This is a genomic window from Shewanella sp. 10N.286.51.B8, from assembly GCF_041469325.1.
In the GTDB taxonomy this organism is placed as follows: domain Bacteria; phylum Pseudomonadota; class Gammaproteobacteria; order Enterobacterales; family Shewanellaceae; genus Shewanella.
In genome coordinates this window covers 39,500-62,449 of record NZ_JBFRKG010000036.1, presented here as the reverse complement: position 1 = coordinate 62,449, position 22,950 = coordinate 39,500, and the positions used below count along the sequence as shown (strand labels likewise).

At 40.2% G+C, this 22,950-nt stretch carries 16 protein-coding genes and 1 tRNA gene; 6 read left to right on the top strand and 11 right to left on the bottom strand.

What is annotated here, in order from left to right; translation table 11 throughout:
• Positions 1-200 precede the first annotated feature (200 nt).
• Positions 201-2,135 (bottom strand): transglycosylase SLT domain-containing protein, encoded by a 1,935-nt coding sequence (locus AB4160_RS14660; RefSeq protein WP_372005249.1) that lies wholly within the window; start codon positions 2,133-2,135, stop codon positions 201-203.
• 206 nt (positions 2,136-2,341) lie between these two features.
• On the bottom strand, positions 2,342-3,823 hold the full coding sequence (gene rmuC / locus AB4160_RS14655; RefSeq protein ID WP_372005247.1) for a DNA recombination protein RmuC: 1,482 nt from the start codon (positions 3,821-3,823) through the stop codon (positions 2,342-2,344).
• Between the two features lie 195 nt (positions 3,824-4,018).
• Here rmuC and msrP point away from each other — a divergent pair, with 195 nt between their 5' ends.
• On the top strand, positions 4,019-5,053 hold the full coding sequence (gene msrP / locus AB4160_RS14650) for a protein-methionine-sulfoxide reductase catalytic subunit MsrP (protein ID WP_102476121.1): 1,035 nt from the start codon (positions 4,019-4,021) through the stop codon (positions 5,051-5,053).
• Positions 5,053-5,700 (top strand): protein-methionine-sulfoxide reductase heme-binding subunit MsrQ, encoded by a 648-nt coding sequence (gene msrQ, locus AB4160_RS14645; RefSeq protein WP_372005245.1) that lies wholly within the window; start codon positions 5,053-5,055, stop codon positions 5,698-5,700. The genes msrP and msrQ overlap by 1 nt, the downstream gene beginning before the upstream one ends.
• A gap of 133 nt (positions 5,701-5,833) precedes the next feature.
• Here msrQ and AB4160_RS14640 read toward each other — a convergent pair whose 3' ends face one another.
• The 4 genes from AB4160_RS14640 to AB4160_RS14625 all read right to left on the bottom strand — a co-directional run bounded on the left by AB4160_RS14640 (position 5,834) and on the right by AB4160_RS14625 (position 8,886).
• On the bottom strand, positions 5,834-6,181 hold the full coding sequence (locus AB4160_RS14640) for a hypothetical protein (protein WP_102439761.1): 348 nt from the start codon (positions 6,179-6,181) through the stop codon (positions 5,834-5,836).
• 343 nt (positions 6,182-6,524) lie between these two features.
• Positions 6,525-6,601 (bottom strand) — tRNA-Pro (locus tag AB4160_RS14635).
• Between the two features lie 199 nt (positions 6,602-6,800).
• The gene (locus AB4160_RS14630) at positions 6,801-8,591 is read right to left on the bottom strand and encodes a DUF3413 domain-containing protein (RefSeq protein WP_303461940.1); all 1,791 of its coding nucleotides are present in this window, start codon (positions 8,589-8,591) and stop codon (positions 6,801-6,803) included.
• A gap of 76 nt (positions 8,592-8,667) precedes the next feature.
• Complete coding sequence (locus tag AB4160_RS14625) at positions 8,668-8,886, bottom strand: YejL family protein (protein WP_076536859.1); 219 nt, start codon at positions 8,884-8,886, stop codon at positions 8,668-8,670.
• A 265-nt stretch (positions 8,887-9,151) separates the two neighbouring features.
• Here AB4160_RS14625 and yejK point away from each other — a divergent pair, with 265 nt between their 5' ends.
• Together yejK and corA are read left to right on the top strand one after the other, a co-directional pair.
• On the top strand, positions 9,152-10,180 hold the full coding sequence (yejK, locus tag AB4160_RS14620; RefSeq protein ID WP_102439763.1) for a nucleoid-associated protein YejK: 1,029 nt from the start codon (positions 9,152-9,154) through the stop codon (positions 10,178-10,180).
• A 200-nt stretch (positions 10,181-10,380) separates the two neighbouring features.
• Entirely contained in the window at positions 10,381-11,328 is a 948-nt protein-coding gene (gene corA / locus AB4160_RS14615; RefSeq protein WP_102519952.1) for a magnesium/cobalt transporter CorA, read from the top strand.
• Positions 11,329-11,429: 101 nt separating this feature from the next.
• Here the strand turns inward: corA and AB4160_RS14610 are convergent, their stop codons facing one another.
• On the bottom strand, positions 11,430-12,692 hold the full coding sequence (locus AB4160_RS14610) for a DUF3391 domain-containing protein (RefSeq protein ID WP_102439765.1): 1,263 nt from the start codon (positions 12,690-12,692) through the stop codon (positions 11,430-11,432).
• Positions 12,693-12,815: 123 nt separating this feature from the next.
• On the opposite strand from AB4160_RS14610, the gene AB4160_RS14605 reads away from it, so the two are divergent.
• Positions 12,816-13,514 (top strand): 2OG-Fe(II) oxygenase, encoded by a 699-nt coding sequence (locus tag AB4160_RS14605; RefSeq protein WP_102519954.1) that lies wholly within the window; start codon positions 12,816-12,818, stop codon positions 13,512-13,514.
• 3 nt (positions 13,515-13,517) lie between these two features.
• Here the strand turns inward: AB4160_RS14605 and AB4160_RS14600 are convergent, their stop codons facing one another.
• The 4 genes from AB4160_RS14600 to AB4160_RS14585 form a co-directional block, all read right to left on the bottom strand.
• Positions 13,518-14,870, bottom strand: coding sequence for an ATP-binding protein (locus tag AB4160_RS14600; RefSeq protein ID WP_303503775.1), 1,353 nt, complete (start codon positions 14,868-14,870; stop codon positions 13,518-13,520).
• Complete coding sequence (locus AB4160_RS14595) at positions 14,861-15,535, bottom strand: response regulator (protein WP_102439768.1); 675 nt, start codon at positions 15,533-15,535, stop codon at positions 14,861-14,863. Before AB4160_RS14595 ends, AB4160_RS14600 begins: the two co-directional genes overlap by 10 nt.
• A gap of 94 nt (positions 15,536-15,629) precedes the next feature.
• On the bottom strand, positions 15,630-16,304 hold the full coding sequence (locus AB4160_RS14590; protein ID WP_372005241.1) for a LysE family transporter: 675 nt from the start codon (positions 16,302-16,304) through the stop codon (positions 15,630-15,632).
• Positions 16,305-16,400: 96 nt separating this feature from the next.
• The gene (locus AB4160_RS14585) at positions 16,401-17,711 is read right to left on the bottom strand and encodes a dicarboxylate/amino acid:cation symporter (RefSeq protein WP_102439770.1); all 1,311 of its coding nucleotides are present in this window, start codon (positions 17,709-17,711) and stop codon (positions 16,401-16,403) included.
• Positions 17,712-17,933: 222 nt separating this feature from the next.
• Between AB4160_RS14585 and AB4160_RS14580 the strand changes: the two genes are divergently transcribed.
• The gene (locus AB4160_RS14580) at positions 17,934-22,916 is read left to right on the top strand and encodes a beta strand repeat-containing protein (RefSeq protein ID WP_372005239.1); all 4,983 of its coding nucleotides are present in this window, start codon (positions 17,934-17,936) and stop codon (positions 22,914-22,916) included.
• The last annotated feature ends 34 nt before the right edge of the window (positions 22,917-22,950 follow it).

Below are 22,950 nucleotides of genomic sequence, written 5' to 3'. Positions count from 1 at the left end.
ATATTCAGTGATAAAAAATGATAGCTAAACTCTGTGATGAGTTTAACTATCGTGGCAGTGAGTTATCGGTTTCGAACACTACTCACGACAGCCTTAGTAAGTCTTAAGCGGCGTTAAAGTGGCTAAGCTATTAAGCTAAGGCTAATGGCTATTGGTTAATGACAAAGTGACCAATAAACACATTGCCGCCGTCAAATCTATCAGTAAGCAAACTTGCGTTCGGCTTCGCTGAACATAGAGGCATCGCGACCCTCTTGTTGCTGATAGATCATTCTATAGCTCAGTACGGCTTGCACATATTCCCGGGTTTCCTTAAAGGGAATGGTTTCGATAAAGCTCATGACATCCAGTTTTCCGTCAGACTCTTTTAACCAACGGGTGACCCTGTGGGGGCCGGCATTATAGGCTGCTGTGGCGAGCACGCGATTTTGATCAAACTGTTTGAGCAATTGGCCGTAATAAGCGCTACCAAGTTGAACATTATAATTTACCTTATATAGGTCATTTTTATTGTTAAATTTGAGCTTATTTTTTCGGGCGGTTTCTTTTGCTGTTGCGGGCATGAGTTGCATTAATCCGCGCGCACCCACACCCGAGGTGGCATAAGGGTAAAACGCACTTTCGCGGCGGGCGATTGCGCGTATTTCATCTATCTCAACCTGATATTTTTTACTGGCTTGTTCAAATTCGTTTTGGGCGGCGTTAGGAAAGCGCAATTGCAAACTATTCCATTGTCTGGCTTGTATGCTGGCTTCGACGCTATAATCAAACCAGCCATTTTTAAGGGCGAGTAGGCCATATTCAGCCTTCATCGCGGTATCATGGCGGCGCAGCAAATGAACCCATTCACTGCGAGCATCGCGGGTTTTATCGATGGCAATCAATTCGATAATTCTGGCAAGCCCTGGGTCATCATGAAGTTTTTTGGCAAGCAGTGGCGATGACTGTAACTTGTCATTATTTAACGCCAGCGGGGCCTTTATGGATTGGGCGGCGTAAAAACCATAAAAATTACGTGCTTGGCTAAGTTGCTTCGTTATCTTGTCTGCTTGGGTTTTATCTGTGGTTTTATTTATGCGTGCGCTCCAATACTGCCAGCGAGAGTCATCAATGACATCATCACTGAGTAAGGTTAGATAGTGTTTGATTGCTTTTGTATCTTGCGCTGCGATTGCCCAGCGCAAACGAATTTGAAATAAGTCATCAGAGTCTAAAATCGGTAAGCTTGCATCAATGTGTTCCAGTAAATCAGCTTCTTTTCTGATTAATGCTCGGCGGACAATATAACGATTAAGTTGTTGGCCTTTGATGGCATTAAAACGGTTAGCTTTATCATATTTCTTATATAATTTTACCGCTTGTTTTAAGTCTTTTCTGGCAAGTCTTCTGAGCCCAACATTAACAATATCCGCCACAATGGGCGTTTTAGAAGAAAACTTTTTGGTATTACGTAGGCTGTTGGGATCGCGATAAACTGAAATTAGTAAATCGGCCTCAGCTTTATTTTTGGTGATTTTTCTGGATAGGTATTGGGTTAAGCCATATTGGTTTTCATTAAAACTAAGTAACATTCTTGACCAAATTAATGCTTGGGTTCTTTTACCGGCCTTGGTCCATTGACTAAATAACACATCACAAGCCTTGGGGCGTGAGCGACCATAAAGCCACAGTTTTTCAGCGCCGTCATAAGCGATGTTGTTATTGCCTTGAGATAATTGAGCGCGGTAATAGTAACACTGCAAGGTGACATCATTAGGGGCGTTAGGTGAGATGGCTAAAAAGTTTTGCCACTGCTTTTTCTCGCCAGCATTTTTCAAATAGCGATAACGTAAGCCGTTATAAAGCGGAGTGGTATTAAACTGCTCGATGGCTTTATGGACCTGAGTTCCACTCATTTTTATAATGTCGGCTACTTGCTCATGGTAATCAAGGTAGACAGTTAATGGGTAATCACCCAACTGCTTACGTAGCTTTTGGTATTGGTTGAGCTGTTGTTTATCTAGCGCTTTGCGGGCATCAAGATACAATTGTTGCTGGGGGCTTAAACTTGATTCTTCAGCATGGGCGAGATTAACGCTAGCTGACAGCCACAATAACCCTTGAAAAAATACAAAACTAACCAATATGTTGCGCATAATAATGAGAATCTCCGCCTCAGTATGACATCTTTTGCGAACCAAACTGTTTGAATCTAATTAATAAATAGTATCTATTAAGCTGCATTATCAATATTAGCCAAGTGTCTATTTTTGCTTAAGGTGTTGCCACCTCAAGCCAAAGAATAGTGCAATTAGCTATAATTGCTCATAAAAATTGCTCATAAAAACTGAATTAAAACCGCTTATGACTCTTTAGAGTCATCTAAGGCTTTATTTATTAATTGAGGATCAAGGTTTTTACTGGTTTCAACGCCCAACTTTTGCATAACATGGGCTTGCCTTATTAAATTACCTTTACCTTGGGACAGTTTATTCATTGCTTGCTGGTAGGCTTTATCGGCAGTGTCTAAAGCGCGGCCAAGTTTATCCATGTCGTCAACATAGCTGCATAATTTATCGTAAATTTTACCTGCTTGGGCTGCGATACTTTGGGCATTTTGGTTTTGGTACTCATAGCGCCAAATATTGTTAATGGTCCGCAGTGCTACTAATAAGTTGGTTGGACTGACTAACATAATATTATGATCGAGGGCGAAGTTCACTAAGCTAGGATCTGACTCCAGAGCCAGTAAAAATGCAGGTTCTATTGGAATAAACATTAATACATAGTCGAGACTTTTTAGGCCGTGTAGCTTGTGATAGTCCTTATGGCTTAGGCCTTTAATGTGTTGACGAATAGATAAAGCCAGCTCTTTTATCGCTTGTTGCTGTACTAGCTCGTCTTCACTATTAAAGAAGCGCTCGTAGGCAATTAATGACATTTTGGCATCAATCACCACATCTTTTTGTTCAGGAAGGTGAACGATGACATCAGGTTTAAAGCGCTTACCTTGATCGTCTTTTAAATCTTGCTGAGTATGGTATTCATGGCCTTCACGTAGACCACTTTCTTGTAGGACCCGCTCAAGGATGACTTCACCCCAATTACCTTGCTGCTTGTTATCGCCTTTGAGCGCCTTAGTAAGATTGACTGCATCTTGACTCATTTGCAAATTAAGTTCTTTGAGTGCATCAAGTTGATGTTTAAGGGCGCTGCGTTCAGTTTGCTCCTGGTTATAGGATTCTCTAACTTGTTGTCTAAAGCCTTCTAGCTGCTGTTTTAATGGCCCAAGCACGCCATCCATTTGGCTGACATTTTGCTTTTTAAAGTTTTCTGACTTCTCCTCGAAAATACGATTCGCCAGATTTTCAAATTGCAGTTTTAGTCTTTCTTCGGCTGATTCTAGTAAGGCGATTTTGTCATTTAAAGCGGTTTTTTCGATATTAGCCTGCGCTTGAATGCTTTGTTGAATCGCATTAGATTTAGACAGTGCTAGCTGGGTTTCCATGAATTTACGCTGGCCATCGTTTAACTGTTGTTCTAGTAATGGCACTCTTTCGGCAAAGGCTTCCATTTTAGCTAATTGACCAATCAATGACTCGAGCTTATTTTGAGTGAGCATTAACGCATCTTGTTTGTCATCAATTTGCTCTGTAAGTGATTGCTGTTTAATTTCAAATTCAGCAGTTAATTGGCTCATTTCTTCAGCAATGCGTTGTCTGTGTTGCTCCCAGCGCTGACGGGTTAATCGCTGATTAAGTAGTGCGCCAATTAGAAGAGATAAAAAAGCGACGGCGGCTAAAACGATAATTTCGGGGATAGTTAAACTTGTAGGAAATGTCATGCAAAAAACCTGCAAAAAATGATGCTTAAGATTCTCATGCAGGGCAGTACACTGCAAGGCTCAAAAGGACTAATTAATACTTAAGCGCTTAATTATTAAACTCAAAACATCAAAATAGTAAACTTTTTGAAATTTTAACGCGTATTAGACTGTCTACTATTTATATCAAATGATAATAATTGAATGAGGTGAGCTATGGTGTCAAAGAAAGGTTTTTTCAAAGGCATTGCCAACCCACCATCATGGGCATTAAAAGAAAATCAAGTCACTCCAGAAACGGTGTTTCGGGATCGACGCAATATCGTTAAAGCCTTGGGGCTAGGCTCGCTCGGGGCTAGCTTGCCGGGGCAAGTGCAGGCGGGTTTGTTCGATTTATTTGGCAGCGACGATAAACCTGCGTTTGCGGTGCAAGGTATTGATTATACAAAGCCTAGCCGCTTTCAAATCAATGATAAATTAACCCCAGAAGATAAAATTACCCGTCACAATAATTTCTATGAATTTGGCACTAATAAACAAGACCCGTTTGAAAATGCGCAATCATTTCAAGTTAATCCCTGGGAGCTTAAAATTGAAGGCTTAGTGGATAAACCGTTAACCTTAGATTTGAACGACTTAACCAGTAAATTCGCCCTTGAAGAACGTATTTACCGCTTAAGATGTGTAGAGGCGTGGTCAATGGTGGTGCCTTGGGTAGGGTTTTCACTGGCTGAGTTATTGAAAATGGCAGGGGTATCTAATAAGGCAACTCATGTGGCCTTTGAGACCTTGTTTGACCCTGACCAAATGCCAGGGCAGCGAAATCGTTTAATGGGCGGCGGGATACATTACCCTTATGTAGAAGGGGTAACCATTGCTGAAGCCATGAATGAATTGCCATTTCTTGCCGTAGGCTTATATGGTAAAACCTTGCCGCCGCAAAATGGTGCGCCAGTGAGGTTAGTTTTACCTTGGAAGTATGGCTTTAAGAGTATTAAGTCCATCGTTAAAATTCGCGTTACCGATAAACAGCCACCTACCAGTTGGAATCAATTAGCGCCAAGCGAATATGGTTTTTATGCCAATGTGAATCCGCAGGTTGATCATCCTCGTTGGTCGCAGGCCTCTGAGCGCAGTATTGGTGAAGGCGGTTTGTTTTCAGCCAAACGAATTCCAACACAAATGTTTAATGGTTATGGTGAGTCTGTGGCTGGTTTATATAACAATCTTGATTTGAGGAAGTATTATTAATGCGCTTAACCCCGGGTGGTTTATTGTGGTTAAAAGGGCTTTTACACCTGAGTTTTATCTTACCGGTTGTTTATTTAATTATGCTGGTATTGACCGATAATGCTGGTGGCGATCCGGTGCAATATATTATTCATTTTACCGGTATGGGCGCGATAAATGCTTTGGTGGTGACCTTAATGATATCACCACTGGCTAAGCTGACTAAACAAGGCTTGTTATTGCAAATAAGGCGGCTAGTGGGTTTATATGTATTTGCCTATGCTTGTCTACATATTAGCGCCTTTATCAGTTTAGATTTGCTGTTTGCGTGGGGATTTTTAGTTGAAGAAGTCATTAAACGGCCTTACATTTTAGTCGGATTTAGCGGTTTTATTATTGCACTATTGCTAGCGGTGACCTCTTTTAAAGCATTAAGGCGCAATATGGGCAGGCGCTGGCAATCATTACATAATTGGATTTATGTGTTAGCGATATTGGCGCCGATTCATTTTTACTGGTCGGTCAAATCTGAGATTATTGAACCGAGTATTTATATTGCTGTGATAGCGTGTTTGTTATGGCTAAGAAGACGCCAAATTAGTCACTGGTTAATGCCGAAATCAAAATTGAGACCGAAAATTAATACGAATGCTAAAAGCCAAACCTGAATATTTAAGGTTTTTGAGTAGTTGAATTTTGAACGCTTAAGCTTAAAGGCTATAAGCTTGAAGATTTAGCTGATGACATAAAAATACCGGCAAAGTGTCGGTATTTTTATGGCTAGCATTTATTGAAAATCATTTATCTAAATAAGCTTTGTTTGCTTCTAGCTTGTTTTACTAAGCCATTGACCGAGTAACTGGCAAATAGACTAAATAACATTACCCCAGTCATAATCGCAGCAAGGCGCAGCCAAGGTTGCTCCATGGCTATTCGTAGATCAATATATTGAACAGTGCTTACGCCCCATACCCCGATAGTGCCTAATACCAAGCCGATTTGGATTATTCGGTTTAAAAAGTTGTTTTTAAAAGCCAAAAGTAATGGCATCACTGCACAAATTATTGCTAATGGCATTTGAGCGTAACGCAAAAAGTGTGCGCCAAGTAACATGTACGCTAAGGTGATTAATAGTACGCGCCACCGCATAGGGATTCTCCGAAAAGCTGACAATTGCTTAATGAGCTTCTTAAGCAAGGGTGTTGAAAGATGACGCAATATAACCGATTTGCTAATGCAAATTTCTAATCTCTATCACATATTCAATAGAGAATAGTTCTTTAGGTGACAAAACTTGCTGAAAGCGCTGAAAGTGAGATTTAAGGATTAAATCTAGGCTTGGGATTATGTGGTGATATTGTCATTGTATGGCAAGCACAGATGAAGTTATTAAGGTAATTTAAGCCTCTGAGCTTAATAATGAGTATTGATTTTATGTGTTATTTAGGCAAACGAGAAACTTAAAGAAGGGGTAACGCTAAAGCAGAAGAATTGGTCGGGATAACAGGATTTGAACCTGTGATCTCTTGTCCCCCAGACAAGCGCCTTACCGGACTAGGCCATATCCCGAACGTCATTCTTTAGCTAGATTACCTAGAAGGTATTTGCGCCGCAACAATAAAATGCAAAATTGAATTTAAATGATTAATAAACAGGCATTTGCTTTGTGGCTTTTACATCTTTAGTTATCTTTTGCTTGGAAAATAGGCAATATTTTCTGACGATTAAACCGAGATTGAGTTAAATAGCATCAACCACGGTTCAATGGTTATTTATTGTAAAGCCTTCGACCTTCGCGCATGACCTGAATTAGCTCAGGAGCACTGAGTTTTCGCTTAAGACGTTTTTTGTAGTCGATATCATAAATTCGATATTTTCCATGTCTGCCTAGAACCGTAATCTCATCTTGTTGGTATATTGCAAAGGTGCTGCTATCACCGATATAGACCCAGCTCTTCTCACTGGGTTGTAATAGGTTGTATCCAGAGCTGTAATCGGTGATCGGGTTATTACAATGCAGTGCTTGCCCCATGATTGTCGGTACTACGCCATAGTGGCTAGTACGATAATTTACGGTATCAGAGGTTGTTTTAGGCCAATGCATGACAAAGGGCACTTTGACATTAGCAGGTGAAAGATCCTGATTAACTTCACGAGGATTACTACTGAAAATTTGCCCATGGGTACCGGTGACAATGACTAAGGTTTGATCATCAAGGTTAGTAAGCAGTTGTTGTATTTGCTGATCGATAAAGAATAGCGACTGCCTGTATTGGTTATATAGCACTTTTTCAGCAGGTTTTAAGCTTAGATGGGGCTTAACAGTTTCAATGCCTAAAAAGCCAATTGGGGTGTCATAGTGCTTAGTGGCAGATAAGTTTACCAATGAAAACCACGGTGAGGCTTGCTGAGCTTGCCATTGAATAAATAGCTCAGTATTTTTGATGTCGGTTTGCGCGCTGCCAATATCGCTATGGCTTAGGTGCATATCCATACCGTCAAAAATGGCATGGTTGGCTAATTCGTCGGCATTGTCTTGGGGCATAAATACCGCTTGATGATAGCCTTGTTCTGACAATACTTGGGTTAATACTGGCGCAGTATGCTCGAACGCTTTTTTATCACTATAGCTCCCTTGTAAGCCATAAAGTAAGGCAAACATACCGGTATTAAATTGGTTGCCACCACTAAAGTGTTCAGTGAATTGCTTATTTTGCAGCTGATACTGGCTGAAAAACGGCATTGTTGCCGAGTTCACCATATCAGCTCTTAAACCGTCAACCGAGACGATTAGGATATTTTGTTGTTTTTGCGCTTTGCATTGCAGCGCAGCTATTGGGTAATTCAGTTGTTTTGATTTTGTTTGATAGGTCTTATCTGGCGCAGTGGTGCCTTCAATACCATGACTTTCCATAAATGAACGTGCCGTTGCCGGATAAGACAATGGCATGGTGTCATCAAAACGGGTAATTTGAGTGACATCATTAGCATCTGCCCAAATATGGATAACATGACTACTGACAAAACAAATACCGATAAAGGCTATGACTTTATTACCTAACTGCTTTTTCTCTATTTTTTCAATTCGTTTCCACAGAAAATTCGCGGCTGTGAGCTCAATTAAAATAATGCCGATAGGAGTAGCAATATAAGAGGTGTTACCTAATAGGGCATTGAGATCTGACCAGGCTAAGTCAAAAGCGAATGGACTTAAGTGAATACCATAATCATCAAATATTACGGTGTCATAAAGTAAAATACATAAGCCGAGGGTTGCGATTAAGGCAGCATAACCCCGTAGGATTTTTGAATAAGGTAGTAATAATGTGGCAGGAAAAAGAAAAACGACGTAAACAATAAAAGCCAAAAAGCTAAAATGACCAATACTGCTAATGGCTAAGTAACCCCAACCTATGAGGGTTTCAGGGTAACCCACACTACTGAGGTATCGCGTTCCCACAATAATGGCTAACAAGCCATTAAAGAAGGCAAACCAGTGGCCCCAGTTAACAAGACGTGACACTTTGTCACGGGTCATTTGTTTTTTGCGCTCAACCATGCGGTATCGTTTTCCTAATTCGTATTAATCAAAAATAACAGGATAATTGATTAATTTAAATGCCTTTTAATGATACTTAACTGGTTTTTACAGATTGAGCCAAGGCTTTAGCGAATTGCTCTGCTACTGCTTGACGAGATTCACTGGGTACCTTGTTTTCCAATAAGTGAGAAACGCAGTTACCTAGCACCATCAAGCTTAAATCTGTAGGCGCTTGATGCTTATTCAGCACTGCTAATAGCTCAGAAATTAATGCTTCAACTTGGGTGTTGGTGTATTTAGATTGGATAGCCATATTCGAAATCGTTCAAAAAGTAATGAATTAGCACGTGATTATATCGGATTTAAAGCTGATACGCTGCAAGTTTCTGTTGCTGGGTGTTAGTGATTATGGGGTTTATAGCTGGTGTTTTCTAAAGCGGACAGAACATCAGTTTAACCCTTGGATCTCAGGAGATGCATTTGACGTAATTTGACGGTTTTATTTTTAGATTTTTGAACACGGTCTGTTATGATATCTACCGCTATTTCGCTTCCATCACAAAGATCAGTTAGGGCTTATGAGCATTAATATCGAACAAGCAATTATCCATGAAATTTCTCAAGATAGTCAGGGGCAACTAAGTTGTCGTTTAAGACCTCAGCCACTATTAAATAGCAGCGCCGTAGAAGCGATGTTAGAAGAATTACACCAAACCTATACCGGTAAAGCGGGTAAAGGTTTTGGCTTTTTTGGAACCCACGGCGAAGATGGCGAAGCAAACCCCGCTTTTTCTGATGCATTAAGTGAATACCGCAGTGGTGAATTAGGCTTTGTTGAGTTTAGCAGTGCTGCCAGTAAGCTTTTACAAGAAGAACTCGCTAAATATGATTTTAGCCAAGGCGGTTTTTTATTAATGTCTTGCTATACCAACATGACTAGCGATTATTTGTTTGTCGCCTTGCTTAATGCCAAGCCTTCAATGACGGTACTTGATGATATGGAGTTGTCGCAAAATAATCATCTTGATTTAACTAATGTCCAACTTGCCGCCAGAATTGATTTAACCGAATGGCAAGCAGACAAAGCTTCACGTAAATATATTTCATTTGTCAGAGGCCGCGCGGGCCGAAAAGTGGCAGACTTCTTCCTTGATTTTATGGGCTGTGTTGAAGGGGTAAATACGAAAGCGCAAAATAAAACCCTTATGCATGCAGTTGAAGATTTCGTAGCTAGCAGCGAATTAACCAAAGATGAACGTCAACAGTGCCGCGACAAGGTATTCGAGTATTGTTCAGAAAGAGCTGATGAAGGCGCTGATATTGAAGTCAAAGATTTAGCGGATGAACTTGCCGACTCTGGTATGGATTCGTTTTATGACTTTGCCTGCGGTGGATCTTATGAACTTGATGAAGAGTTTCCAGCAGATAAGGCCAGTTTACGTACCTTGAAGAAGTTTTCAGGTACCGGTGGCGGGGTAACATTAAGTTTTGATGGCGGCCATTTAGGTGAGCGAGTTATCTATGATCCTATTTCGGACACGATTTTGATTAAAGGCGTGCCTGCAAATTTAAAAGATCAATTAGACCGTCGCCTAAAAGGTGAATAAAGCAACGATTTACAATTAAAGTGTCCAAATGGGCACTTTTTTTTGCACTTAATTTAAAGATTTAACGATTTCAGCACATTATTTAGGGGATTTGGCTATTTTTACATTTTTATCATGGCAATGTGTGTTCTTTTTAGTACACTAGCCAGCAAACTTAACCTATTGTCAGTGGACGAGAAATCGACCACATTGGGGGATACATGATTACTGCCTATGTTTATGAAAATCGCAAGTTAACTGTTCACGAATTAAATGTTCTAGACAGTATTCCCGATCGAACATTGTGGTTAGATATGTTTAAACCCAATGATGATGAAAGGGAATGGCTAAGTCGGTTTTCGGTAGAAGAAGTACCCGAAGAAGAAGACATCAATGAGATTGAAGCATCAGCTCGTTTTTTCCAAAGTAAAGATGGCTTACACATCAATTCATTATTCCCCCAACGTGTAGGATCAGACGTTAGAGGCATTAACGTTTCTTTCAATTTACGTAAGGATTTTTTGCTGACGATACGTGAAGAGGATATCGGTTTAATTCGCTTGCTGCGTAACTACTTACGCTTAGGTCGCTTAGATGTCAGCTCTCCTCAGGGGTTAATGCTGGAGCTTTTCACCCTTAAAGTCGATTACCTGTCTGATTTAATTGAAGATGTATATTCAGTGCTTGAAAGTGTCGGCGAGCAAGTGTTCGAAGACCAAGAATTAGATGATGTGTTTAAACTCATTACCTTACAAGAAGATTCAAATGGTAAAATTCGCTTAAGTTTGCTCGATACTCAGCGGTCTTTACGTTATATCCAACGTTATTATCGCGAACATTTATCTGAAGAAAATATTAAAGATTTGCGTGAAATGCTATCTGATATTGAGTCATTGATGCCCCACAGCCAATTTATTTTTGATAAGTTAAACTTTTTGCTGGATGCGGCGATGGGCTTTAGTGGTATACAACAGACTAAAATTATTAAGATATTTTCGGTTGCAGCAGTAGTGTTTTTACCGCCAACGGTTATTGCCAGTAGTTATGGAATGAACTTTACCAATATGCCTGAACTAGATTGGCGTTTTGGTTATCCCATGGCCATAGGAATGATGCTCGCGAGCGCCGCAGGTACGTATTTCTTCTTTAAACGTAAAGGCTGGCTATAGCGCTTTTATAAAGCTGATGACTTTAAAGCCATTAACGCAACCGTTAATGGCTTTTTTTGTTGGGTCGATGCTGATGTTAAAACGCAAACTTAGCTATTCGATTATGCATTGCCAATGGCATAACTTATGTTTTCTCTTGGGCTTAGGTACTTGAAGATTTTTTCGGGTAATGCAGAAGCTGGCAAACAGCGCACAATGCTGATGTCTTCTTTTTCTAAATCAATAATTGGTGCTTGCTCTTTTGGTACGATAGGGTCGTAGAGCATAATTTGCGGAAATAATATCTTGTTTAAATTTACTGACATTACCATGCCAAATTGACCACTTGAAAGCTCGATGAGGCTGCCCGGTGGATAAACACCGATAGTTTTGATGAGCTTACCAACGTACTCAGGGTTAAGTTTACTTTTATAATTTTTGTAAAGTAGCCCCAAAGAAGCATAAGGGGTTTTAGGTTTTGATAACTTAGTACCGTTACACAAGTTATCGTACTCATTAATAACACTTATTAGTTGCGAGTATTTGTCTAACTGATCGCCTTTTAGGCCTTTGGGGTAGCCAGAGCCGTCAAGGTACTCATGATGATTAGTAATCATGGGTTTAGCCTGTTCAGGAAAGCTGTCAGCTAATTTTAAAAAGTTGAGGCTCATCAAAGAATGCTGTTTTAATAAGTTCTTTTCCGGCGTCGTTAGCGGCAATTGTTTGCTCAAAATATTACTGGGGATTTTTAGTTTCCCCAGATCATGAAATAACGCACCAAGGCCTATAAGTTCAATTTCATCACGAGGCCAGTTTAAGTTTTTAGCCAGCATCATACACATTGTCGACACATTGAGTGAATGATGGAAAATGACATCATTGGGCTTTGCATCAGTCATTAAATGCAGCACCAAATCATCAGAACTCAATAGCATATTGGTCATGTCTGTGATCATTTCTTTTGCATCACTGACCGAATTTAAAGGGCGACTGCCAAGCTTTGATACGCTTGAGCGCATCATGGCGATAGAACGCTCAAATTGCTGTTCGGTTTTTTTCAAATTGCGGCGTAACTTTTTTTGGGCATCGATTTGAATCTGTTTGTAAGATTCCATTTTAGCTTTAATCTGTTTTAGCTCCTCAGGATCAACCACTGTACTAGCGTTTTTATTCGCTGAGGGTTTTAAGTCAATTAACCCTAAATCACTGCGCTCGGCGTCATAATAAATATCGTTAATATTGAGGCTTTTAAGTAATTCAATTTGTGACTGGGATTTTAGTTTGAAATTACTAAATAAAAATGGGTGATCTTTCCATGAAATAGGTAGTCGAATGAAATGACCTACCTGAAGCTGATTAATTGAAATTTTTATGTTTTTGTTCATAGATTAAAAGAGTATCACCTGATTTATTGTTTTATTTATAGCGGTTATGTGGATGCACTTTGCAGTGCAAAACATTCCGTGGCAGCATGATATCATTACAATATTAAAAAGTGCCTATAGATTATGGATTTTATTGACGTTATACCCAATGCTATTAGTGATGATTTGTGCGACAGGTTACGAAATGCTTTTGATAATCACTCTGGAGTGACTGAAGGAAAGACAGGACAGGGTGTCGATAGGGATAAAAAACGCAGTTTAGATTTAACCTTAGACTTGCACAATAACTTAACCCAGCTTAAAAATGAGTTATTACAGTTAACATTAACCCATGCGGCAAACTACTTCAGCCAGTACCCTATGGCACTCATGGGCGCGGTATCTGTCACCATCGCCAATGATAAAGGTGAAGCTGTTACGCTAAATCCTGATAATTTTTCTGACCTAGGGGCGAATAAAGCCAAAGCGATAACGCAATATTTATACCGCAGTGGTACGGTTAATGTGCAAAAATATCAGCAAAGTTTAGGTGGTTACCCTCATTGGCATTCAGAACACTTTCCGCAGTCTGGTTCCCATGAAGCCTTGCATAGAGTATTACTTTATATGTATTACCTTAATGATGTTGAGCAAGGCGGTGAAACTGAGTTTTATTATCAAAATAAAGCCATTAAGCCTACAAAAGGTACTATGGTGATTGCCCCCGCAGGCTTTACCCACACCCATAGGGGCAATATCCCTATCAGTGATGATAAATATATTGCCACCTCATGGATAATGTTCAATCGCGCTGAGCAACTTTATACCGCGCAAGCGAAGTGATGCTCATTGATTGGGGATCTTAATAGTGAATTTTGCCCCTTGTAACTGACTTTCTGTAATTGATAAGGTGCCGTGATAACTGCTGACAATTTCATGACACACAGCAAGTCCAATGCCTTGACCGGGGGATTGGGTGTCAGCGCGCACACCACGCTGAATGATGCGCGTTTTGAGTGCATCTTCAACGCCAGGGCCATCATCTTCTACGATTAACACAGTGCAGCCATCGTCATCAATAAAGGCTGTAACCTTGACCTGACTGATACACAATCTAAAGGCATTTTCCATTAAATTACCGCACAGTTCCATCAAATCACCTTTATTGACTGGAAAGCTAATATCAGAATTAATATCACTACTAAACTGCACTGACTTTTCATGATAAATCTTGAATAACATTTGTGATAACTGCTCAACCATGGGTAACACGGGCGTTTGCTCCTGTATTAGTCCTTGTCGGCCCACTAAGGCTCTTTTGAGTTGATATTTTACGAGTTGATCCATTTGTCCTACTTGCTGCATGATTTTTTCGCTCGCATCAGCCTTACTTAACTGCTGGTCGTCAGTAATGGCGTGAACCGCAGCTAAGCGGGTTTTTAGACTGTGGGCTAAATCATTCATGGCATTTTGATAGCGAGTTTGCTGTTCGCTAGATTGGACTAATAATTGATTTAACGCTTGAGTAACGCCTTTTAATTCTTGTGGGTAATCACTTGATAGTGTTTGTTTTTTTCCCTTAGTGATTGCTTGTAGTTCTTGTTTAAGGGTTATCATTGGGTGCATGCCCCAATAGGCTGCACTGATCAGTAGTATGAAGGCTAAACCTAGTACAACGGCCAGTCGCAGATAAGTTAAACGTTTAAAGCGTTTGAAGTCTCTTTCAACGGTTTTTGCATCTTTGAGCACTATCATGTTGTATTGCTGTTGATTCAATTCAACCGGTAATTGATAGGCAAAATAAGACTTATTATTTGCCGTGGTCAGATAATAGGGCGGGGATGTATCGGCAATGGTTTTAAATCGGCTACAAATGTCATTGATGCCGTTTTCTTTTGCCAGTGTAGAGGTCCAAATTTGGCGATAATTATCCCCACAACTGGCCATAATATAGCGTTTCTGCCTATTATTTTCTTGCAGCCAATTGTTATTTTTCGGAATTAAGTCGTGCTCTCTTAATTCGGCTGCAATTTGAGGCATTTCAGCGATTAGTTGCGAAGTTTCGACATTGTAGCTATTTTGGGCGTGTAAAATGGTCAATGACCAAGCTAGGCCAAAGCCAACAAGTGCAATAATCGCTAAGGATGTGATTAACATCCTCGTGAGCAGACGCTTTTTGGGTTTAAATCTTAGCTGCATGGTAAGTTAAATTTATATCCTTGACCGCGTATTGTTGCGATGGGGTTTTCAATAGCGCCTTTAGTCAATTTTTTTCTGATACGGCTTACCATTACCTCGATAGTATTAGGGTCACCTTCTTTATCACCATAAATCACATCAAGTAAGCGTTGCTTGGCAACGACTTCATGGCAATGACGCATTAAATATTCCAAAATTAAATATTCAAAGGCGGTGACTTCCATTGGCTCATCATTTAATGAGACTTGTTTAGCGGCTAAATCAAGCTGCAGAGCACCTGAGCTGATGGTCGATTTAACAAAGCCTGCACTACGGCGCACAAGAGCGTCGAGGCGAGCGACTAACTCTTCTTTTTGAAATGGTTTTACCAGGTAGTCATCTGCACCGGCATTAAGGCCTTCTACTTTATCTTGCCAGTTAACTCTCGCGGTTAAGATGAGAATAGGAGCTTTGACGCCTGCATTTCGAATTTCAGAAATCAATGTCATGCCATCTTTATCGGGCAGGCCAAGGTCAACGATGGCAATATCAATAGGGTAGTTAGTTGCTTGATAAAAGCCTTCTTTAGCCGTCAAAGCCACTTGGACTTGATTGCCTAATTCAGATAACTGCACATTTAGATGGTGCGATAAAATCGGATCGTCTTCGATTACCAAAATTCTCATAGGAAATACTCTTACATTGTTAATCGTTAGATATTATCAGCCTAATACTTAACTGTAGCTGACACAGAGGCATTTTATTTTGAATTGTTAACCTCTAGTTCAACAGGTGCGTGGATATTAATGACATTGCAATGGTAATAGCGACGCCAAGGAAAATAATACCGGTAATGATATTAATTATATTATTGCCTTTAGCCATTTTGTGTTGAATGTTGGGGTTGGTTAATATGATGGCGAGAAAGCAAAACCAAATGATAGATAAGCCAAATAATAAGCTAGCTGACGCAAATTTCGTTTCTATAGTGACCTGTGGTGTCACCAGTACGGTAAAAATGGTGGTAAAGAATATTAACGCTTTAGGGTTAAGCAAATTAGTATAAAGGCCAATTTGAAAGCCTTTTAAAGCAGACATAGTGCCTTGGTGAGGGAGACGGCCATTGATTTCAGTTTCATCAGATGATGCTTGAGTTTGTGTATATGCCCGATATGAGGCCGCTAAAGCGCCATAACCCATCCATGCCAAGTAACTCACCCCAATAATTTGCACCACTATGTAAGCCATTGCAGATTGCTGGATCATGATGCTTATCCCTAAAAGTGATAGCAAACTGTGCACCAATATCGCGGCACTTATTCCTACCGCGCACATGATTGCAGTGCTGCGAGTTTGTTGTGTGGCTGTTTTTACAATAATAGCGAAATCAGGCCCTGGGCTAATTAATGCTAAAGAGTGAATAACGGCAAGGGTTGAAAGCAGGGTAAAATCCATTTTAATCTCATGAGTTAAGCATCTGATTAGTTAGGTTATAACACAAATAAAAAAGGCGCCATAACATGGCGCCTAAATATTTAATGCTAATGTATTTTACGCTTTGACGTTTTTAACTTGATCTTCAAAGCTCGCACTTACTTTACCCGCTTGTGAATCATTGAATACAGCTTCATTGAACTCACCTTCAGATTTGGCAATGACGATAGTTGCGACTGAGTCACCCGTTACGTTAACCGCGGTACGGATCATATCAAGTAGACGATCAACACCGATAATCAATGCAATACCTTCTACAGGAAGGCCGACTTGGTTGAGCACCATGGCGAGCATGATTAAGCCAACGCCAGGAACGCCAGCAGTACCAATGGATGCCAATGTCGCAGTAACAACCACTGTTACATAATCCATTAGGCTCAGTTCAATACCAAATACTTGGGCAATAAATACCGTTGCCACACCTTGCATAATAGCGGTGCCATCCATATTGATGGTAGCGCCTAGGGGTAAGGTGAATGAAGCGACTTTATTATCAGCACCTAAACGGTGTTCACACGTCTCGATGGTAACAGGTAAGGTTGCATTTGAACTTGCAGTACTGAAAGCAAATAATTGCACATCACGGATTTTACGTAAGAACATTAATGGGCTTAAACCTGAGAATGCCTTGAGTAACGTAGGGTAAACAACCAGTGCTTGCAGAAGTAATACAAAAATTACTAAGAAGAAGTATTGAACTACGCTACCGAATGTTTCTAAACCTAGGGTTAAGCTTAGTTTTGCCATCAGCGCAAATACACCATAAGGCGCAAGTTGCATGATTAAAGTAACCACGCGCATGATGACTTCATTTAAATCATTAAATAATGCCGATACACGTGCGCCGCGCTCGCCAATGTGTGAAATTGCAAAACCAAAGATGACTGCAAAAATAATGATTTGCAGCATGTTGCCTTGGCTCATGGCTTCAATTGGGTTTGTTGGTACGATATTAATCACGACTTCAGCAAGGCTAGGGGCATCTTTAGCGCTGAACTCCATCGCAGAGGTTGCCAGTGATGCGTTACCAGGGTGAACGAGAATGGCCATTGAAATTGCGACCGTTAAAGCAATCGCGGTGGTGAACATGTAAAACGCAATGGTTTTACCACCAAGTCGGCCTAATTTGGACGGGTCACTCAATGAACAGGTACCACAAACCAGTGATACGAACACTAGCGGAACCACTAACATTTTTAAACTTGAAATGAAGATGGTTCCAACAACGTGCAAGATACCTTCAGTAATATAATCTTTTACGAATAAACTATCGGGGAACACATTTCTTAGAATTAATCCAAGAATAATACCCGCTGCCATACCTATTAGTATTTTGCTTGTTAAACCAAGCTTACTTTTATTAATCAAAACTACATCCTTCCCATCATTTTTATAAGTATATTTTTTACATTTTTAAGCCTATCAGGAAACGAAATCTTATGAAACGGGGTAAAAGTTAAAGTTTTTGAGGATAAATGTGGAAAAAAACAGTAGAGTAAAGAGAAAGTTGCAATATTTTTGTTTGATATCGCTTACTAAGTAACTATTATAATTCATAAGTACGAGTTTAATGTAACAGGGAGACTGACAATGAGGTCAGCACAAAGACTATTTTTAGCGCTTTTAAGTTCAATATTTCTATTTGCTTGTAGTGGTGGTGGAAGCATTTCCGATGATGGTAGCGGAGGAACGGATCCTGATCCTTCTGTAATTTCTATTACCCTGGATATATCGACTACTGATATATCTTTCGACTCACCAGCTTTGATCACTGCAACAGTAACAGACTCTATTGCAGGAGCTTTAGCGAACCAAGTCGTGGCTTTTACACTTGACGATCCTGAAGCTGGTATCTTTGACCCAGTATCAGCAAGCGTTAAAACTAACTCGGAAGGTGTAGCTTCAATAACTTTAAGCACATCCAGTCAAGAAGTTGCGACATTATTGACTGCCAGTTTAGTGACTGGTGAGTCAGATAACGTAGGTGTGAGTTTTTCTGGCGATGGCGCGATACCTGGCGGAAATTCTATTGAAGTCTCACTAATTGATAATACTCAAACTGTAATAACTCATATTAGTCATGGCGTTCCAGGTTATTTAGAAGTTACTTATAAAAGCCCTGAAGGTAATGCTTTGGCTAATGAGTTAGTTGTTTTTAGTCTTAATGATTCAGCGTTAGCCATTTTTGACCCTTTAGACGGCACCGTATTAACTAATGCACAGGGTAAAGCGACGATTAAAGTTGCGACTCAATTTAAAGAAGGTGCAGGAACAGTAAACGTTGTCATCGGTGAGAATACATCAAGTGTAAACTTTAGCTCACAAGGTGATGCACCTAGAGCAGACCAAAAAGTGTTATCAGCAAGCCTCAAAGATTCATCAGGGAGTGCAATTACCAGTATTAGTGCATCGTCGCCAGGATATGTTCATGTTAACTATTCTGATACAGCAGGTGTAGCGCAAGCGAATCAAGTGATTAGCTTTAGCCTGAATGATACCGCGTTAGGTGCACTCGACCCTGTTGACGGAACCGTGTTAACTGATTCACAAGGTGATGCAACCATTAAGCTAGTGACGTTAAATAAAGAAGGGGCTGGCTCCATCTCTATTAGTGCTGGCACTGATGCAACGCTGGTTAACTTTAGCTCTGTTGGTGATGGGGTACTCCCTGGGAATAATATTATCAGTGTTGCGATGCAAGATGTTGCGGGTAATACGATTTCAAACATTAGTAATGCCGTTCCGGGTTATATCAACGTTTCTTATACTGATGCCTCTGGTACGCCAGTTGCCAATAAAGTGGTGAGTTTTACACTTAATGATTCAGAACTTGCGAGCTTTGTTCCTGGTAGTGGAACAGCGTTGACAGATGCATCGGGTGTAGCAAGTATTAAGGTTGTTGCGGCGAATAAAGAAGGTGCAGGTAATGTCACGATAACGATAGGAGATGAAGTCCCATCAAGTATCAGCTTTTATTCGAAAGGCGATGGTGGCGTTGCTGATATTGCAAGTCTTACTGCTGTAATACTGGATTCTTCGGGAAATTCAACTACTGAAATTTCTGACACTGAACCGGGGCTTGTTGAAGTTACTTATTTAGATGTAAATGGTAATCCAGTACCAAGTGCGGTAGTTAATTTTTCATTGAATGATACCTCAATTGGTATATTTGATCCTACCAGCGCTACAGCTTTAACTGACGCAAATGGTAAGGCTTCTATAATTCTTAGAACTGCTGACGTCGAAGCTGCTGGTACTGTTAATGTATCTGTTGCAGAAGGGTTAACTACATCTATAAGCTTTAAAGCTTTAGGTGACGGGCCCGCTGTTGGAACTAATCGATTATCTATCAAATTATTTGATGTAAATGGAACAGAAATTAACCAAATTAGTAATGCTGTTGCAGGTATTGTACAGGCAACTTATTTGGATCTTGAAGGCAACCCGCTCACTGATAAAGTCGCAACCTTTAAAACCAGCTTAGGTAATATAACGCCGAGTTTAGGCACTGCAATTACTGATACCAATGGTGTAGCTTCTATTAAGCTCACTGCTGGTGAAGAGGCTGGCGCTGGTGAAGTTCAAGTGGTTATAGGAAACGCTACTGCAAGCTTAGGATTTGAGTCATTAGGCGATGAAGTTGTCATAAAACCAATTGATGAGTACCAAATAGAGCTAACGGTCGTTGATTCTTCTGATAATATTATACGTAATATAAGCGAAAGTTCACCTGGTTCAGTTAAGGCAACTTTATTAAAACAAGGTGTTGCAGTTGCTTATGAAAGAGTAGACTTTTCGATTATCGGAGAAGGTAAAATAAACCCTTCTTCAGGTAGCGCTTTAACTGATGTTAATGGTATCGCAAGGGCCACCTTGTTAACAGATACCGTTGAAGGTGCGGGTACTCTGGAAGTTGTATTTATTCTTGAAGGAGAGCAAATTTTTGCAGATTTCAATTTCAGCGTAGCTGGTGACGCATTTGATGGCAACGGTGAGGTTAATAATCTTGATATTGCCTTAGTAGATGTTTCTGGTAACCAAACATCAACAGTAAGCCAAGCTGAACCTGCAAAAGTACAAGTATTTGTAACTGATAGAACTGGTAATCCTGTTGTCAATCAAGTGATAAGTTTCGCGAGTACTTTAGGCGATTTTTTACCTGTATCAGCAACAGCATTAAGCGATAATTCAGGTAAAGCCGAAATATTGCTAACCGCAGGTTCAATCGAAGGCGCTGCGAGTATAACGGCTTCTTTAGGTGCAAATGAAGTCTCAATTGGTTTTGAAACTGCTGGCGATGATATTGATATTGTAGCTGCAGATCCTAGTATCAGTTTTGAAATCTATGATTGTAATGATGTTGCAGCTTTTGATAAGGCTCTTAAGAATTTCGAGGTATGTAGTGTAACTGATAATATTACCAATGAACGCCCGGGTATTCTTGGTGCTATCGTTACTTTAGAAGGTTCTAGTCAACCGCTTAGACAAGTTCTAATATCTGCAGGTACGACTCTTGGTGCTGTAAGCCCTGCGTCTGCAACTGCAATAACTAATGAAGATGGTAAAGCTATTCTTGACCTATATTCAGATGGTGCAGTTGGTGCTGGTGAAGTTTCTTTAAAAGTGAAACAAGTAACTTCTACCAAAGCTTTTGAAATTGGCCGAGTCGATATTGATTTAGATGTGTCCACTTATATCGGTACAGGCACAATACCGGCTGGTGGGTCTACGGTTATTGAAGTTACGGTTCTAGACTCTGTAGGGGCTATAGAAACAAGTCAACCTTTCACATTAGAGTTTTCTTCTCAATGTATGTCAGCGGGAAATGCTGTTATTGATTCTCCTGTAGTAACAAATGCTGGTAAAGGTTTTGCTACCTATAGAAGTATCAATTGTCAGGGTACAGATACAATAACGGTTTCTGCTATTACTGGTGCTTCAACAGTCACCGCAACAACCGATGTGATGATAGATGCTATAACCGTTGGTGCAATCCAATTTATTAGTGCGTCACCAACTAAACTTGCTATTAAAGGTTCTGGTGGTTTATCTGATGCTGGTGAACGCTCTGAAACATCGCAAGTTTCATTCAAGTTGTTAAATGAAGTTGGTCAAGCCGCAGCAGCTAAACGGGTGTGTTTCGAGCTAAGCACTGAAGTTGGCGGGATGACATTGTCACCAGCGCCAATCGCTGATGATTTTGTTTATTGTCCAAATATGCCTAAAGTCGGCGATCCTGAGTACCCAACAGATTTAGTCGCAGCAAATAAATATGCCGTTGCTTATACTGATTCAGAAGGTAATGCGTCAGTTACTGTACGTTCAGGATATGTTGCTACACCTGTTAAGGTGTTCGCTGTTTGGCAAGATGAGAGTGACCCATCAAGTTTACCTGTTTCAAATGTATCTGATAGCCTAACGGTTACAACAGGTTTAGCTGATTACAATAGCTTCTCGTTATCAGCTTCAGTGTTAAATGTTGAAGGCTGGGATCGTGATGGTGAAACCAGTGCTGTGACTATCCGTTCAGCCGATCATTTCAATAACCCTGTACCTACTGGAACGGTAATCCATTTTAGAACTGAAGGTGGTAATGTCGGTCAAGGGGATTTAGATGGTAGCTGTACTACTGTATCTAACACAGGTACTTGTTCTGTCATTTGGACTAGTTCAAATCCCCGACCTTTTGACGATAGAGTAGTTGAGTGTCCGACTCCTTTCATTGATAGAGATGGCACAATACATGTATCTCCTCCATGTACTGGTAATGTTTTGGATAGTTATAAAGACGGCGATAATTCTATCATCCCTGAACCAAGACCTGGTCGCTCAACGGTCACAGCCTATGCTATAGGTGAAGAGAGTTTTGTTGATCTAAATGGTAATGGATTATTTGATGCTGTGGAGACATGGACTGATATAACGGAAGCTTTCTTTGATGAAAACGAAGATGGCAGTTATCGTGGCGACCCGGTTCCTGCCGGTGCAATTAAAGAAGAGTATATTGACTATAATAGTAATGGTGTTTTTGATGCGGCTGATGGTTTTTATACAGGCTTACTTTGCGCTTCAGGTTCAGAAGCAAGCTGTAGTCAAACAGGTATAAATAATACTCAATCACAATTAAACGTGTTTAGAAATATGACCATCGTTATGTCTGGTTCCACTCCATATGGTCGTTTAGTTGATATTAATGATGTTGGTGATATTACAGATGTTGCAACAATTGATATTAGTTCTGTATTTTTAGATGATGATAATGATCCTTCAACACCAGATGTTGATGTTGGTTTATCAAGTAAAACAGTTTACTTGTTCTTGTCCGATGTAAACAACAATACATTAGCGAGTGGGACAACTATTACAGCTTCTACTGAAAATGGTGAATTATCATCTGCGACTAGTTCATATACTATTGGCAACAATACATCTAATAAGCCATTGTTGTTCACTTTCACTATTGGGCGAGAAAGTTCTTCAAATGATAAAACGGATGGTAATTTAACTATTACAGTGAAAACTTTATATGGTGACCCTGTAACGTATACAGTGAACGTCCATGATAATGGTTAATTGATTAGTATAAGCATTAACAAAAACCGCTCAT